We start from the raw sequence: 14,207 nt of genomic DNA, 5'->3' as shown, positions 1-14,207 counted from the left end.
GTCGCGTCCCCAGCCGAGCATCGCCCGGCGTCCGGTGACCTGATAAATATCCGATATGCAGGCACAGATGTGGGTGTCAGTAGCATCCATGATCGGGGTCGTACTGGGCGGAGGTCTGTCCTATCTGACCCAGCTCACCACGCAACGGCAGGCCAACCGCAATGAGGACAAGCGGCAGACGAAAGCGCTGGCCGAGGCGCGCCGGACGGAGCAACTGGATCTCCTGCGCCAGTTCATCGAGATCGCCCAGCGGGCAGAGCGCTTGGCCGAGGACCGTGACGGCACCTCCGAGTGGGTGACCGCCGCCAAGAACGTCATGGACGATCTCTGGGCCTGCGAACGGGTCATCCACATCCTGTTCACGCCGACGCTCCACGAGCAGGCACGCCGATACGTCAAGGCGACCAATGATGTCCTATGGGAAGAACCGGCCGACATATCAATGTGGGACTACCTGGAGGGACCTAAAACCAACTTCCTCGACGTAGCCCGCGCGGAGCTTGCCTGACGCGTCGCCGGCTCTCCTGCCGGTCTCACGATCAGCGATCTGTGTCGGCGAACCTCTTCGCGAGCTCGCGGTGCCGTTCTGCGGCCAGGGCGGCCTGGGCGCCGGTGATGGTCGCTCCTGGCATTCGGCCCAAGCGTTCGATCTCTTCGGCGAAGCGGAGGTGCTGTCGGTGTGCGTGTTCGCGGCAGGCCAGACAGGTGACGCTCTCTGGGCGTGGAGAGGTCATCGCGTACGGCACCTTCAGCTCGCAGCCAGTGGTGACGACGCTGGGTAGGTCGCCGGCGAGGCCAAAGGTGGATGCCATCATGTGGCGGACGGCGGCGTCGGCGTGGATCACGTTCAGTTGGACGTGAATGTGCGGATCGCTCTCGCCCATCTGTGCTCCTTGCCCCGGCTTCCCGAGCTGATCGGTAGCGTCTGGCGAATCCAGAATGGCAAGCTGATTCTGCCATCTGGCCCTTCAGGCGGGCCCACCGCGCCGAGTGCTCGCCTCGGCCTCGCCGAAGACCATGCGGTGCCCGCGGGCGGTGTCCATGTACTCGCGGACCCGGTGGATCAGGCCGTCCCGGAGTTCGAAGACGAAGCAGTAGTCGTTGGCGTAGTGGTTGCCGTTGGCCAGAGTCGCCGTCATGGTCTCCTCCACGATCACTCGCTCGCCGTCGGCGTAGATCCCGTGGAAGGTGACGGTGACGTCTCGTACGAAGAAACGGGTGAAGTCCTCGGCGAGGAAGCGCACGATCGCCGCCTTGCCGACCATGTGGCTGGGACCCTCCAGCGCGACGGCGGTGGCGTTCCCGGGCGGCGCGAGCCACTCGGCGTCCTCGGTGAAGACCGCGGCGATTCGGTCTGCGTCGTGGCTGGCGAACGCGTTCCACGCGTCCTGGACGATGGTGCGGCTCTGCTGAGACATGACCGCGACCGTAGACGGGCGCGGACGTAGAGGCTGGCGGCTTTCCGCCATCATCCCGAGAGCCCGAGCCGGAGCGCCCGGATTCGGACCTCTATGGCCGCATAATCCGATCGCGAGATCCACTAACGATCAGAGATCGCTGAATTCGTTGTACTCCTTCAGCTGTGCGTACATATTCCGGGCACGTTCGTCCTCACCGAAGTCCCTGAGTGCGCCGGCGAACTTGAAGCCGACGTTGTCGGCCTGTGGATCGTCGATGCACTTCTGCACCCACGACAGCGTGAACTGAATATGTCCGCCCTCGCGGATGGCAAGCACCTCTCGCAGGCTCATGCCCTCTCCGTCGATGACGCACCGAACGTCGCGGCAGGTATCGGCCAGCAACTCGGCGAGGTAGACGGAGTACGCCAAGCACTTGACCGCACGCAGCGACGGCTCCTCCTCAGTGTCGTGCGCCATCGATTCGAGCACCCCTTGGACGAACCAGACGCTCTCGTCGGACCCGTCCAGATCGGCGCCCTGTTCCCGCGCCCAGTCCAGGAACCGGTGGGCCTCAGCCAAAAGTTGATCACTCATCCATGCAAGCTATATCCCAATGAGGGCTGCTTACGGGGAGTGCTCGGTGGTGGCTGTTTCGGCCAGAGGTGGGCGGCGTAGGCCGTGCCGGGTCTCCTGTTCGAAGGCGTGTCCGGCTTGGAGGACGGCGAAGTCGGCGCGGTGTGGGCCGACGAGTTGTACGCCGACCGGCAGACCGCCGGGGGTGAAGCCGCCCGGTACGGACAGGGCCGGGCAGCCGGTGGCGCTGACGAAGTAGGCCGAGCGCATCCAGTCCAGGTACGTCTCCATCCGTACGCCGGCGATCTCGGTCGGGTATTCGAGGTCCACGGAGAAGGGCGCGACCTGGCTCACGGGAAGCAGCAGGATGTCGTACGCCTCGAAGAACACCCGCATCCGGTGGAACAGCTCAGTGTGCAGGACCTCGGCACGGCCGACGTCGGGGCCGCTGAGGGCGCGGCCGGCCTCGGTGTTCCAGCGGATGCTGTCCTTCAGCGCCTCCGGCCGCGTGTCCAGGATGGGGCCGAACATCACCTCGAACTGCCAGGCCCGCAGAGTGCGGAAGACCTCCTCCGCGCCCGAGAGGTCCGGGCAGGCGCGCTCGACGACGCAGCCTATGGCGGCGAACGTCTTCGCCGCCGCCTCGACGACCTGGGCCACCTCCGGCTCGACCGGCACCGTACCGCCGAGGTCAGGTGACCAGGCGACGCGCAGGCCGCGCATGTCGCGGTCGAGGGGCATGCCGAAGCGTGCGCCCGGGACCTCCAGGGCCATGGGTGAGCGCGGGTCCGGGCCGGCGATCGCCGACAGCAGGAGCGCGGTGTCGGCCACCGTACGGGCCATCGGGCCTTTGACGTTCATCGTCGTCCAGCCCATGGCGGTCGGCCAGTTCGGCACGCGTCCCGGCGATGGCCGGAAGCCGACGACGTTGTTGAACGAGGCCGGGTTGCGCAGTGATCCGCCGGTGTCGCTGCCGTCGCACAGCGGGTGCATGCCAGCGGCCAGCGCCGCGGCGGCCCCTCCGCTGCTGCCGCCCGCCGACCTGCCCAGGTCGTACGGGTTGCGGGTGGCCCCGAACAGCGGGTTGAAGGTGTGCGAACCGGCCCCGAACTCCGGCACGTTCGTCTTGCCGATGGTGATCGCGCCGGCCGCGCGGATCCGTTCGACGACGAGGTCGTCCCGTTCGGGTACGTGGTCCGCGCGCAGCGGCGAGCCGTACGTCGTCCGGATGCCCGCGGTCTCGTGGATGTCCTTGTGCGCGACCGGCAGGCCGTGCAGTGGCCCGGTCTGCTCGCCGGCGGCCGTCCGCGCGTCGGCCGCCGCGGCGTCGTTCAGCGCCCGGTCGGCGACCAGCGTCACGATCGCGTTGACGGCCGGGTTCACCCGCTCGATCCGTTCGAGGTGCGCGGTGACGACCTCGCGGGCGGAGACCTCCCGGCGGTCGAGCGCCTGCCGGAGCTCCAGGGCGGTCAGGTAGTGCAGGTCGGTCACTGACTCTCCTCAACGATCATCGGGCGGGCGACGGCGCGGACGGCGAGCTCGGCCACGGCCGCTACCGCGACGTTCACCGCCAGCCCGACGATCCCGGCGTTGACGTGCGCGAGGTCGGTGTCGGTGAGCGTCGCCCACACGACCAGTGTCTCGCCCGCCGCCAGGCCGAGCAGCGCCGCGGGCAGCGACAGGAGCCGCCGCCGGCCGACGGCCGCGATCATGGCCGGGATCAGTTGGGAGAAGCCGCTGACGGTGAGCAGTTGCAGGTTGGCGAGCAGGTCCGGGCGCGTGATGCCGAGGACCAGTGCGAGGCCGGCCGCCAGGACCACCACCGTGTGGTTGAGCAGCATTTTGGCGCGTTCGGCGCGGAGCCGTACGAGGTTGTTCGCCACCATCGACGACAGCGCGACGCACATCGCGGCGGCCGGGACGATCGCCGAGCTCGCCGCCGCCAGGACGATCAGGCCGGTCGCCCAGCCGGGCAGGGCGCCGTCGGCGAGGGTGAGGAGCACGCCGTTGCTCTTGGTCTTCGGCGACAGCACCAGCAGGCCGGTGAACCCGACGATGACCGGCAGGATGATCGCGATCTGGTACAGCGGCAGGAAGACCGCGTTCCGGCGGATGACGCGCGGGCTGCGGGCGGACAGCATCGGCGCCCAGTGGTGGGGCGAGGTGAGGAAGGCCGCCGCGATCGTCGAGATCAGCACGCTGCTCAGCCACCAGGTGCGGTCGTACGCTCCGGAGTGCACGGTGAGCAGCTGCGCGTTGTGCTCCTGGATCTTGTGGAACATGCTGCCGACGCCGCCCGCGTAATGCACCGGGACGGCGATGACGAGGACCGCCAGCGCCCCGATCATCAGCAGGTCCTTCAGGTAGGCGGTGTTGGCGATGCCGCGAATGCCCGACCACAGCACGAAGGCGACCATCAGGACGGTGGCGAGCACCATGCTGAGGTTCGCCGAGGACGTACTGCCCGTCACCAGGCGCACCGCCAGGCCGAGGCCGGTGAGCTGGAGCTGGAGGTACGGCAGCAGGAAGACGAGCCCGAGCACCGCGACGATGCGGCCGAACATCGGGCTCGAGTAGCGCTCGGCGAAGAAGTCCGCCTGCGTCAGGTACCCGTGCCGGCGGCCGAGCCGCCACAGGACGGGCGCGAAGAAGTACTGGCCGATGAACGAGAGCGGGATGTAGAGGATCGCGTACGTGGCGGCGGCGCCGGTGGCGAAGGCGGCCCCGGCGACGCCGAGGAACGTGAAGGTGGTGAAGGACTCTCCGGCCTGCAGGAACCACATGGTGAAGCCGCCGAATCTCCGGCCGCCCACCGTCCATTCGGCGAGGTCGATCGTACGGCCGCGGCGGCCGAGGAAACCCAGGACGGCGAGCAGGCAGAGGCCCGCGACGGTGACGGCGAGCGTACTGGTCATGACCGTTCCTCCGGGTCCTCGGCGTGCGGGCGGCCCCACTCGACCACCGCGAGCGCCGGGGTGATCAGCAGCACCCACGCGCTGCACCAGACGAACAGGCGTGGCATGCCCAGCCACAGCCGTGGCGTGTTGACGAAGGGCAGCCAGACCGCGCTGAGCAGCGCCAGTGTCGGAACGAGGGGGAGGAAGACGAGCAGTCCGCGCCGGGACCGTCGAGTGCGATCGGGATCCATCGCGACTCCTTCGGGAGGGGGCTGGGCGTTTCCCGCGGACGTCGGCCGAACGGGGGATCCGCGGGAGACGCCCTTCCGCGGCATTGAACCCGCAGTCACGCTCCGCCGCCTCGTCGTGACGGTCCAACAAACGACGGGCCGAATTCGTCGGCGCGGACAACGCCCGCCCTACGTCCGTATGACGCTCATCGGGACGGTTCGAGGTCGAGCAGGGGAAGGACGCGCTTTCCGAGCAGTTCGACGCCGTGGTCGGCACTCAGGCCGTGTGGCGTGCCGAATTCGACTCGGCTCGCACCGGCGTCGATGAGCAGCTGGGCCTGAGCGGCCACGTGCTCGGGAGTGCCGGAGAACGCGAACAGGTCGAGCAGGTCGCCGGGGATGAGCGCGCCCGCGCCGGCGCGGTCTCCCTGAGCCAGCCGTTCCTTCACCCGGGCGAGCAGGTCGGTGGGCACCTCGATGGTGGGATCGAGTTCGGCCACCACGGTGAGGTACATGGCGACCTCGGTGCGCGCCAGGGCCCGGGCGCGCGCGCCGTCCTCGTCGACGACCGTCACCGCTCCGACCACGATGCCCACCTGGTCCGTCGGCGGGCCCTCCGAGACCGGGCCTGCGCCGATACGGCGGCGCATCACGTCGACCATCGCGGGATTGGCGGTTCCACCGATCTTGACTTCGCGGGCGATCCGGCCGGCCAGCGCCGCGGTCTGCGGACCCCAGGTCCCGATCAACAGCGGGATCTCGGGGCGAAAGGGGACATAACGCAAGTGCGCCTCCGGGGCCAGCCGGAACACCTCGCCTTGGTAGCCGCCCCGCGCTCCGGAGAGCAGTGCGCGGATCAGCCCGGCGGCGTCCCGCAGATGAGCCAGCGGCCGAGGCTGGCCGACACCGATGTCGCCCAGCCAGGTGCCGCGGGCCAGCCCGAGGTAGGCCCGGCCGGACGAGGCCATGTCCAGGGCCGCGACCTGGCCGGCGATCTCGTAGGGATGCATCGAGTACGGGTTCCAGCACGCGGCACCGAGGCGGAGCCGCCGGGTCGCACGGGCCATCTCGAGCAGCGGAAAGATCGGTGGCTGGAACATGAGGTCACCGAAGACCGACAGCACGTCGAAGCCGAGGCTTTCGGCCAGCGCGGCGAGCCGGACGTAGTCACCGGGTCGCTTGTCGCTCTGCAGGCCCAGGCCGATCTCGACCCGTGTCACGTCACATCCTCCGTGTTCAGCCGGCATGTTCCGATGCGGTCGATCCGCATGATCAGCCTTTCTTCGGGATCCGGGCAGCACACGAGCGTGTCCCTTTCCAGCCAGTCACCGCTGGGCAGGGCGCGCTGCTTGGCGGGCAGCAACGGCAGCACCGCCTGCAGCGCGTAGACGCAGAAATGCCGGCCTTCGGGGATCCGCAGGTGCGCGCTGTCAACGAGTTCGAAGTAGTCGCCGACCGCCATCCCGCAGACCGACCTGCCCTCGATGCGGTCCACGGTGACGCGCAGGTCGTACAGCTCCGTCACCGGAGTCTCGGACGCCTCGGACGGATTCACCGGGCCGAGCGGTGTGCCGGTCATACCTTCTCCGCCACGGTCACGTGCCGTGCCGACAGGTCGAGGCCCACGCCTGCGGCGTCGCCCTTCGGCTTCGGCGTCGCGAGGCTCACGACCAGGGTCACCACCGCGTTGACGGCCATGGCGATCAGGCCGGGTTCCCACTCGGGCAGGTGCGCGGCCCAGTAGTGCTTGGCGAACGGAGCGAGCAGCGCGACGAATCCGGCGACGATGCCGATGAGCACACCGATCGCGGACGTCCTGCGCCACAGGAAGGCGAGGAACACGCCGGGCGCGAGCATGCCGATGGCGGAGTACGCGTACAGCAGGATGTCGACGAGCGACTTGCTCTGACCGATCGTCAGCCAGACCGCGAGCCCGGCGAAGGCGACCATGGAGAGCCGGGAGATGAGCAGTGTGGCGCGGTCGGACAGCTCACGTCTCGCCAGGCCGACGACGTTGCGCGCGAACAACGATCCGGAGGTGAGCAGCAGGACGGAACCCGGCGCGAGTGCGAGCAGGAAGCCGGTCCCGGCGAACAGGCCGACCATCCAGGCGGGGTACTTGTCCGAGACGAACTGCAGGAGCGCCGCGTTGAGGTTCCCGCCCTCCGGTTTCGTTCCGGCGGCCAGCGCCGCGAACCCGAGCAGGATGATGAAGAAGTACGCGAGTGAGTACAGCGGCTGCCAGATGGCGTTGCGCCGGATCGACGTGCCGGACGCCGCCGAGTAGGACACCTGGAAGAGGTGGGGGAACACCCAGTTGCCCAGTGCCACGTTCAGGGCCGAGGTCATGAGCCAGGTCGACGTGGTCGGCGAATGCGGGTCGAGGCCGGGGAACCTGCCGATGCCGGGATGCCGCTGCTCGACGAGGTGGAAGATGTCGAGGAAGGACGACGCGCCGACTCTGCCCGCCACGGTGACGGTCAGCAGCACGACGATGACGATCATCAGGATGTCCTTGACACCCGCGGAGAAGGCGGCGGAGCGCAGTCCGGCCAGGAACACGAAGGTCAGCATCAGCACGGCGCCGATCACGACTGCGGCGTTCGGCGACACCGAGCCGCCAAGGGTCAGCCGTACGACCAGACTGAGACTCACCAGCTGGATCTGCACGTAGACGATGAGTGCCGCGATGCCGACCAGAGCCGTCACCGCACCGAGCCAAGGGGCGCCGTAGCGAGCGGCGAAGAAGTCGGCCTGGGTGATCAGTCCGTGCTTGCGCCCGGCCCGCCAGATCTTCGGCATGAGCCAGTAGCCGATGGCGTAGCTCAGCGAGACGGAGGTGAAGGCGAGGTACGCCGGGGCGCCGAGCGCCCACGCGTATCCGGAGATACCGAGGACGGCGAAGGTCGTGTAGACCTCTCCGGCATTCATGAACCAGAAGAGCACGGTGCCGAAGCGACGTCCGCCCACGGCCCAGCCGGACATGGTGTTCGGGGCGGTCGAACGCCGCCCGAAGCCGATGGCGCCGACGGCGGTGCCCAGGACGATGACGAGGGCGAGTACGAGCGTCATGACGCGTCACCGTCCGCCTGCGGCGATCGGACGGCCGGCTGCGTCGACGCGATGAACTCGCGTTCCTCCGCCTCCACGCCCGACCGGCGGTCCAAGCGGAAGACGAGGCCGACGACGGCCGTCGTCGCGATGACGCCGAGCATCTGCCAGAGCATGGGGAAGGGCACGTTGAAGGGCGCGAACGACACGTCGTTGACCACGGGAACGAGGCCGACCTGCCAGATGAACGGCAGGACGAGCAGCCAGCGATAAGCGCGGGATCCGGCCGTAGGCGGTCGTGCGCGGCTCTGGGGCGATGTCATGGTTCTCTCCCGAAGGGGGGCGGGGCCGGGCTGGTGACGTGACGGCGCTGTGCAGTCCGACTGGACGATGTGCTGTGAAACTAGACACATGAGGAGCGTCCGTCAAGACGTGGAAGCCGACGTTCTTACGGCCGAAAGTTCGTGAAGCCGTCGGCGTGACCAGCATGAACATCCACGACGCCGGTCAGGGGTCGGCTCTTCGCGGGCCGGATGTGCACGGGCCGCCCGATTCGGCCTATCGTGTAGCCAGGCTGTACGGAGGACCATGATCGGCACGCAACTGCGAGAGCTTCGAACGAAGCGGGGGCTGAGCCTGCGGGCCCTCGCCGCGGAGGCGGGACTCTCGCCGACATTGCTCAGCCAGGTGGAGCGCGGCGTGACCGAGCCCAGCCTGGCCACGCTCCGCCGCCTCGCCGGCGTGTTCGGCGAATCGGTGGCATCTCTGTTCGACGACGCCGCGGCCCCATCCGTCTGGGTGAGCCGGCCGGGTGAACGCTCGACTCTCAGCGGACCGCGCGGGCTGGTCCGATACGAGCGCCTGACTCCGGGCAACGGTCAGCTCGAGGTGCTGCGCGCGGTGCTCCCGCCCGGCGTGGCGACCAGCGAGGAGCCCTGGGCGCACTCTTCGGTCGAGTGCGCGTACGTCATCGCGGGGACGCTGACCGTGGAGATCGCCAAGGTGACGCACCAGATCGCCGCCGGAGAGTCGATCACCTTCGACTCCCGCCAGCCGCATCGCTACATCAACCCGTCAGGCGATCAGGTGGAGTACATCGTCTCGGTCACTCCGCCGTCTCCATAGCGGCGGCGGCCGGACGACGGGCCGAATTCGTCGGCGCGAACGACGTGACCCGTACCGTGACCTCGCCGTAACATTCGAGGAACCTCTGAAACGGCGCGTAATCGGACAATGACCTGATGATGGACGGCGAGGATCTCTGGGCGATCGCCGGCACGATCGCGACCACGGTCGGCGCTCCGGTCACCATCGAGGACACCGACTCCGAGGTCGTCGCCTACTCTCCCGGCCAGGAGGGCTCCGACGACGCCCGCGTCGCCACCATCCTCGGCATGCGCGTGCCACAGCTGCACATCGACGCCATGCACACCCGGCACCTCGACGAGACGCTGGCGACCGCCACCGGGCTGTTCGTCGCGCACCTGCCCGAACTCGGCCTGCTCCCCCGGATCGTGGCACCGGTCCGGGTGGACGGCGAACTCATCGGCTCGATCTGGGCGATGACCGCCGATCCACTCGACCAGGCGCAGGAGAAGGCCCTCATGGAATCCGCCGCGCTGGTCGCGCCGTACCTGCTCCGCCGCCAAACGGCGCGCCAGGCGGACGCGATGCGACGCGCCGACGCGGTCCGGACCCTGCTCGGCGGCGGATTCGACGCCGCCGACGCCGCCGAGCGCCTGGACCTGCCACCGGGCCCGCTCGCCGTCCTCGCCCTCACGGTCACCCCGCCCGCAGACGACACGGTGGGCGCGAACGATGGCCGCCTGCTACGTCGTACGCAGTCGATCCTGGACGCGCACCTGTCGGCGATGCGCCACCGTGGGATCTGCGCGACCATCGACGACACCGGCTACGCGGTCGTGCCCGCGACCGACGATGAGGCGCCGCTGCGGATCGCCCGGGAGTTCCAGGCGCGCACCGAGCACGGCGCCCGGCTGTCGGTCGGCGTCGGCCCCACCGTTCCCGGGCCACGCGACCTCGCGCGCTCCCGCGCCGACGCGGAGACCGTGCTGCGCCTCCTGCACCGGCAGAGCCGTACGGGCACCGTGGCGCATCTGCGGGACGTCTACCTGGACGTGCTGCTCATGCGGGCGATCGACTTCGCCGACACGGCGGGGTACGACCCCCTCGGCGCGATCACCGTGCTCACCGCGCACGACCGGCGTAAGGGCAGTGCGCTGCTGGAGAGCCTGGACCGGTACCTGGCCTGCGGCGAGGACATCCGCGCGGCAGCGACCGAACTGCACATCCACCCGAACACGCTGCGGTACCGGCTCCGCCGCGCGTGCGACGTGGCGGACATCGACCTCGCCGACACCGACACCAAGTTCCAACTGCGGCTGCAGCTCCGCTTGCGGGCGCTGCGCTCCTCCGCCGACTGACCTCCCCCCTTACCCGGATCCTCGCCGCTCCGACCCTTTGGTCCCTCCGTACAAACCCCGGTCGCCGGACTGTGGCCGTACGTACAGTGCACCGGCCGCCGGGCCCGGCCCATGCTGAGCGGCATGCGTACCGATGCGTCCCGTCCCCCGCAGAGCGCGCTCGTCGTCGGCGCCGGCATGGCCGGTCTCGCGACGGCCTGGTTCCTCCAGGAACGCGGCGTCGAGGTCACCGTCGTGGAGCGTCGGCGCGTCGCCGCGGGCGCGTCCTGGGGCAACGCCGGCTGGCTGACGCCGTCGCTGGCCGTGCCGCTCCCCGCGCCCGCCATGCTCCGTACCGGACTGCGCGAACTGCTGTCGCCGGCGTCGCCGCTGTACGTCCCGCCGCGCGCGGATCCGAAGCTCGGCCGGTTCCTCGCGGCGCTCGCCGGGAACTGCACGGATCGCAGGTGGCGGGTGTCGATGAGCGCGCTCGCCCCGCTCAACCGGCGGGCGCTCGACGCGTACGACGCGCTGGCCGACGGAGGCGTCAAGGAGCCGACCGTCTCCTCCGACCGCTTCCTGATCGTCTGCCGTACGGCGACGGAGCGGCAGGCGTTCGTCGACGAGCTGGAGCAGGTCCGCGCTGCCGGGCAGGACGTCGGCTACGAGCCGCTGACCGGCGGCCAGGTGCGCGACGCCGAGCCCGCGCTGTCGGACGCGGCCGGTCCCGGCCTGTTCCTGCACGGCCAGCGCTACATCGACCCGCCCGCCTTCATCGCTGCCCTCGCCGGCTCGGTACGGGCCCGCGGCGGCCGGATCGTCGAGGACTCCCCGGTACGGTCGGTGCGGGACACCGGCGACGCCGCGGTGGTCGCCACCGCCGCCGGTACGACCCTGCGCGCGGACGCCGTGGTGCTGGCCGCCGGTGCCTGGCTCACCCCTCTGGCCCGCGCCTTCGGCGTACGGACTCCGGTCCAGGCCGGCCGCGGCTACAGCTTCAGCGTCTCCGGCCGCCTGCTGCCGTCCGGCCCGACCTACTTCCCCGGACGGCACGTCGTCTGCACACCGCTGGGCGACGGACGCGTCCGCGTCTCCGGGATGATGGAGTTCACCGCCCCCGACCGGCCATTGGATCCGCGCCGCGTCCGCGCCGTCATCGCCGCCGCCCGGCCGATGCTGCGCGACGTCGACTGGGACGCGCGCACCGACGAGTGGGTCGGTTCCCGCCCCTGCAGTACGGACGGGCTTCCGCTGGTCGGCCCGACCAGGTCCCCGCGCGTCTTCGTCTGCGGCGGCCACACGATGTGGGGGATCGCCCTCGGACCGCTGACCGGACGGCTGCTGGCCGAGACCATCACGACCGGCAGGCCGGTCCCCGAACTGACACCTCTGCACCCGCTCCGCTGAGCCCGCCGGAGCATCGTCGTCGACTCATCGCCGAGACTCTTCGTTGTTCCGACCCCTGCGAGCCTCGGCGAACGGACGTCACCGAGAGCCGAGCACAACCGGCATCGAAACGATGAGGCCGCAGGTCAGCGGCGGCTCGCGAGGGAGCGGGCAACGTCGCGCGCGGCGCCGATCACCCCGAAGTACGCGACCGCTGAGCCCTTCGGGCTGGTGAGCATCATCTGCACGATGATGTTGCTCACCCGGAACGAGATGACGGTCGTGCCGGTGCCGTTCATGTCTTCGCCGGATTCCGTGGTGATGGCGTTCTCGTCGCCGACGGCCAGCTCGTTTCTCGCCGGGTCGGCACTGCGAAGATCGTTCATCCTGGAATGCGCGCGGTCTTCCGCCGAGTGCCACAACGACCGGGTGTAGCGGGTGGTGGACAGGACCTGGAGGTCGAGTGTCCCATTGGCCACACTCCACCATTCGCAGTGATCGCCGACCGCGTGACGTGGCTGTGGGATCACCTTGTCGAGGACGGCCGGGGTGACCCCGCCGCAGGGCGGAGCTGCGGAGAACCTCCCCTCGCCAATGATGCGGAACGGGTTCCAGGCCAGGTTCACCACGACGCCGGCCACCCCCACGAACACCACGAGTGCGCAGGTCAAAGCGATCCTCAATGGCTTCGTCGAAACGTTCGGCTTGACCGGGCGCGTACCCGGGCCGAACGCGGGGGGAGAGGGGATGAACGGCCCCGCAGCGTTCGGTGCGGGTGCCGCCCGGTGGGGACCCTCAGGAGCCGGGCGGCCCGAGTACGCGGCCTGAACCGGCATCGGTTCGTGAGGCGTCTCCGATGCGTCGTACGCTGCGGGCCGTTGCCAGGACGCGGGGTTCAACGTGGTGAGCTCCCCCAGCGCGGGACCTGCGGCGGCGCTCGCCTCGGTCACCGCTCGCAACCGCCGCCGTGCGTTCTCGGCGCTCAGCCGCGCGGCCGGATCCTTGATCAGGAGACCCTTCAGGATCGGCGCGAGGGGTCCGGCCTGAGCCGGCGGCGCAGGTTCCTCGGTGAGGACCATGCCGATCAGGGCGGGGATCTCGCCGGCCGCGTATGCGGGCCCGCCCTCGACGGCGAAGTAGAGCACGGCGCCGAGTGACCACAGGTCCGACTCGGGGCCGGCCGGGTGTCCGCGTAGACGTTCCGGCGCTATGTACCCGGGCGAGCCGATCAGCGCCCCGGTCTGGGTCAGCGCCGTCGCGCCCTCCATCGCCGCGATGCCGAAGTCGGTCAGGACGATGCGATCGTCATCGCCGACCAGCACGTTTCTCGGTGTGACGTCTCGGTGCAGGATTCCCGCGGCGTGGGCGGTGCCCAGCGCGTCGAGCATCTGCAGGCCGATCGCCGCGACGCGGTCCGGGGGGAGCGGGCCGTGTTCTCGGACCAGCCCGTCGAGTGACCCGCCACGCACGAGGCGCATGACGATCCACGGCAGGTCGTCCTCGGTGACCACGTCGTACACGCTGATGATCGCCGGGTGGTCGAGGTGGGCGGCGGCCCTCGCCTCGCGAACGAACCGCTCGAGCAAGCCCGTACGGGTCGCGTCATCCAGACCGTCGGGGAGCAGGATCTCCTTCACCGCGACGTCGCGCTCCAGGTACTCGTCCCGGGCGCGCCAGACGATCCCCATCCCGCCACGGCCAAGCGAGTCCAGCAGCCGGTAACGCCCTGCGATGGTCCGTTCCGCGGAACTTGGCATGGCGGGAAGATATCGCTCAGCTCAGTGGTGCTGCAGGTTCCGCCCGTTATCCACGGTTTGATCTTGAAGTGCTGTTGTTCTTGCAGATCAGGATGTTGATGAGATCGCAGGAACTTGGCGGGTTGGTTGCGGTTTTGAGGCGCTGTTCGTCGGATCGTGGTTTCAGGGCAGTGGCTTGCGGAGGATGTAGTTGAGGCCGAAGTCGGTCTCGGTCTCGCGGACGCCGCCGTTATCTGGGGTCGTTGAGTGAACCTGCAGGTCAGCGGCTTGGTGGCCTGTCAGTCATGTAAGGCACGTAGGTGAAGTTGATCCGCAGATCTTGCCCGTTCATCGGGAGCCACACTGGCGACCTCGCGTAATCGACTGTCGCCTATTCGCGGGTATTGAACCGGATGGTTGTCACGGAGAGTGGTCGTCGCCTGGGGCGTAGCGGCTCCATGGCCTGCCGACGGCGGTGGCGATGCGGCTGGTCTGTTGGTCGGTGTAGCCG

15 protein-coding genes are annotated in these 14,207 nt (G+C 69.4%); 4 read left to right on the top strand and 11 right to left on the bottom strand.

The window, feature by feature from the left end; all coding sequences use genetic code 11:
- Positions 1 to 88: 88 nt before the first annotated feature.
- On the top strand, positions 89 to 508 hold the full coding sequence (locus ACYVF7_RS57810; protein WP_460357011.1) for a hypothetical protein: 420 nt from the start codon (positions 89 to 91) through the stop codon (positions 506 to 508).
- A 31-nt stretch (positions 509 to 539) separates the two neighbouring features.
- On the opposite strand, the gene ACYVF7_RS57805 is transcribed toward ACYVF7_RS57810, so the two are convergent.
- The 10 genes from ACYVF7_RS57805 to ACYVF7_RS57760 all read right to left on the bottom strand — a co-directional run bounded on the left by ACYVF7_RS57805 (position 540) and on the right by ACYVF7_RS57760 (position 8,474).
- Positions 540 to 884, bottom strand: coding sequence for a hypothetical protein (locus ACYVF7_RS57805; protein ID WP_460357009.1), 345 nt, complete (start codon positions 882 to 884; stop codon positions 540 to 542).
- A gap of 84 nt (positions 885 to 968) precedes the next feature.
- Positions 969 to 1,418 carry a nuclear transport factor 2 family protein gene (locus ACYVF7_RS57800; protein ID WP_460357006.1) on the bottom strand — a complete coding sequence of 150 codons (450 nt, stop codon included), beginning with the start codon at positions 1,416 to 1,418 and terminating at the stop codon, positions 969 to 971.
- A 129-nt stretch (positions 1,419 to 1,547) separates the two neighbouring features.
- Entirely contained in the window at positions 1,548 to 1,994 is a 447-nt protein-coding gene (locus ACYVF7_RS57795; RefSeq protein WP_460357003.1) for a hypothetical protein, read from the bottom strand.
- 30 nt (positions 1,995 to 2,024) lie between these two features.
- The gene (locus tag ACYVF7_RS57790; RefSeq protein ID WP_460357002.1) at positions 2,025 to 3,464 is read right to left on the bottom strand and encodes an amidase; all 1,440 of its coding nucleotides are present in this window, start codon (positions 3,462 to 3,464) and stop codon (positions 2,025 to 2,027) included.
- Entirely contained in the window at positions 3,461 to 4,888 is a 1,428-nt protein-coding gene (locus ACYVF7_RS57785; RefSeq protein WP_460357001.1) for a sodium:solute symporter family protein, read from the bottom strand. The genes ACYVF7_RS57790 and ACYVF7_RS57785 overlap by 4 nt, the downstream gene beginning before the upstream one ends.
- Positions 4,885 to 5,121, bottom strand: coding sequence for a hypothetical protein (locus ACYVF7_RS57780; protein ID WP_460356999.1), 237 nt, complete (start codon positions 5,119 to 5,121; stop codon positions 4,885 to 4,887). The genes ACYVF7_RS57785 and ACYVF7_RS57780 overlap by 4 nt, the downstream gene beginning before the upstream one ends.
- Before the next feature lie 185 nt (positions 5,122 to 5,306).
- The gene (locus tag ACYVF7_RS57775; protein ID WP_460356998.1) at positions 5,307 to 6,320 is read right to left on the bottom strand and encodes an LLM class flavin-dependent oxidoreductase; all 1,014 of its coding nucleotides are present in this window, start codon (positions 6,318 to 6,320) and stop codon (positions 5,307 to 5,309) included.
- Positions 6,317 to 6,679: a TIGR04076 family protein gene (locus ACYVF7_RS57770; protein WP_460356997.1), complete on the bottom strand. Its 363-nt coding sequence runs from the start codon at positions 6,677 to 6,679 to the stop codon at positions 6,317 to 6,319. Before ACYVF7_RS57770 ends, ACYVF7_RS57775 begins: the two co-directional genes overlap by 4 nt.
- On the bottom strand, positions 6,676 to 8,172 hold the full coding sequence (locus ACYVF7_RS57765) for a sodium:solute symporter family protein (protein ID WP_460356996.1): 1,497 nt from the start codon (positions 8,170 to 8,172) through the stop codon (positions 6,676 to 6,678). Before ACYVF7_RS57765 ends, ACYVF7_RS57770 begins: the two co-directional genes overlap by 4 nt.
- Complete coding sequence (locus ACYVF7_RS57760) at positions 8,169 to 8,474, bottom strand: DUF3311 domain-containing protein (protein WP_460356994.1); 306 nt, start codon at positions 8,472 to 8,474, stop codon at positions 8,169 to 8,171. Before ACYVF7_RS57760 ends, ACYVF7_RS57765 begins: the two co-directional genes overlap by 4 nt.
- 265 nt (positions 8,475 to 8,739) lie before the next feature.
- On the opposite strand from ACYVF7_RS57760, the gene ACYVF7_RS57755 reads away from it, so the two are divergent.
- The 3 genes from ACYVF7_RS57755 to ACYVF7_RS57745 all read left to right on the top strand — a co-directional run bounded on the left by ACYVF7_RS57755 (position 8,740) and on the right by ACYVF7_RS57745 (position 11,981).
- Complete coding sequence (locus tag ACYVF7_RS57755; protein WP_460356992.1) at positions 8,740 to 9,276, top strand: helix-turn-helix domain-containing protein; 537 nt, start codon at positions 8,740 to 8,742, stop codon at positions 9,274 to 9,276.
- 116 nt (positions 9,277 to 9,392) lie between these two features.
- A complete protein-coding gene (locus ACYVF7_RS57750) occupies positions 9,393 to 10,595 on the top strand; it encodes a PucR family transcriptional regulator (protein WP_460356991.1) in 1,203 nt (400 codons plus the stop codon).
- Positions 10,596 to 10,718: 123 nt separating this feature from the next.
- On the top strand, positions 10,719 to 11,981 hold the full coding sequence (locus ACYVF7_RS57745) for an NAD(P)/FAD-dependent oxidoreductase (RefSeq protein ID WP_460356989.1): 1,263 nt from the start codon (positions 10,719 to 10,721) through the stop codon (positions 11,979 to 11,981).
- A 125-nt stretch (positions 11,982 to 12,106) separates the two neighbouring features.
- On the opposite strand, the gene ACYVF7_RS57740 is transcribed toward ACYVF7_RS57745, so the two are convergent.
- Complete coding sequence (locus tag ACYVF7_RS57740) at positions 12,107 to 13,717, bottom strand: serine/threonine-protein kinase (protein WP_460356987.1); 1,611 nt, start codon at positions 13,715 to 13,717, stop codon at positions 12,107 to 12,109.
- Positions 13,718 to 14,207: the final 490 nt, after the last annotated feature.

The organism is Actinoallomurus acanthiterrae, from assembly GCF_054775715.1.
This window is presented reverse-complemented; position numbering and strand designations above follow the sequence as displayed.

Coding starts and splice junctions, on each gene's coding strand:
- ACYVF7_RS57810 (WP_460357011.1), top strand. CDS start 89: ATGATCGGGGTCGTACTGGGCGGAGGTCTGTCCTATCTGACCCAGCTC.
- ACYVF7_RS57805 (WP_460357009.1), bottom strand. CDS start 884: ATGGGCGAGAGCGATCCGCACATTCACGTCCAACTGAACGTGATCCAC.
- ACYVF7_RS57800 (WP_460357006.1), bottom strand. CDS start 1,418: ATGTCTCAGCAGAGCCGCACCATCGTCCAGGACGCGTGGAACGCGTTC.
- ACYVF7_RS57795 (WP_460357003.1), bottom strand. CDS start 1,994: ATGAGTGATCAACTTTTGGCTGAGGCCCACCGGTTCCTGGACTGGGCG.
- ACYVF7_RS57785 (WP_460357001.1), bottom strand. CDS start 4,888: ATGACCAGTACGCTCGCCGTCACCGTCGCGGGCCTCTGCCTGCTCGCC.
- ACYVF7_RS57780 (WP_460356999.1), bottom strand. CDS start 5,121: ATGGATCCCGATCGCACTCGACGGTCCCGGCGCGGACTGCTCGTCTTC.
- ACYVF7_RS57770 (WP_460356997.1), bottom strand. CDS start 6,679: ATGACCGGCACACCGCTCGGCCCGGTGAATCCGTCCGAGGCGTCCGAG.
- ACYVF7_RS57765 (WP_460356996.1), bottom strand. CDS start 8,172: ATGACGCTCGTACTCGCCCTCGTCATCGTCCTGGGCACCGCCGTCGGC.
- ACYVF7_RS57760 (WP_460356994.1), bottom strand. CDS start 8,474: ATGACATCGCCCCAGAGCCGCGCACGACCGCCTACGGCCGGATCCCGC.
- ACYVF7_RS57755 (WP_460356992.1), top strand. CDS start 8,740: ATGATCGGCACGCAACTGCGAGAGCTTCGAACGAAGCGGGGGCTGAGC.
- ACYVF7_RS57750 (WP_460356991.1), top strand. CDS start 9,393: ATGATGGACGGCGAGGATCTCTGGGCGATCGCCGGCACGATCGCGACC.
- ACYVF7_RS57745 (WP_460356989.1), top strand. CDS start 10,719: ATGCGTACCGATGCGTCCCGTCCCCCGCAGAGCGCGCTCGTCGTCGGC.
- ACYVF7_RS57740 (WP_460356987.1), bottom strand. CDS start 13,717: ATGCCAAGTTCCGCGGAACGGACCATCGCAGGGCGTTACCGGCTGCTG.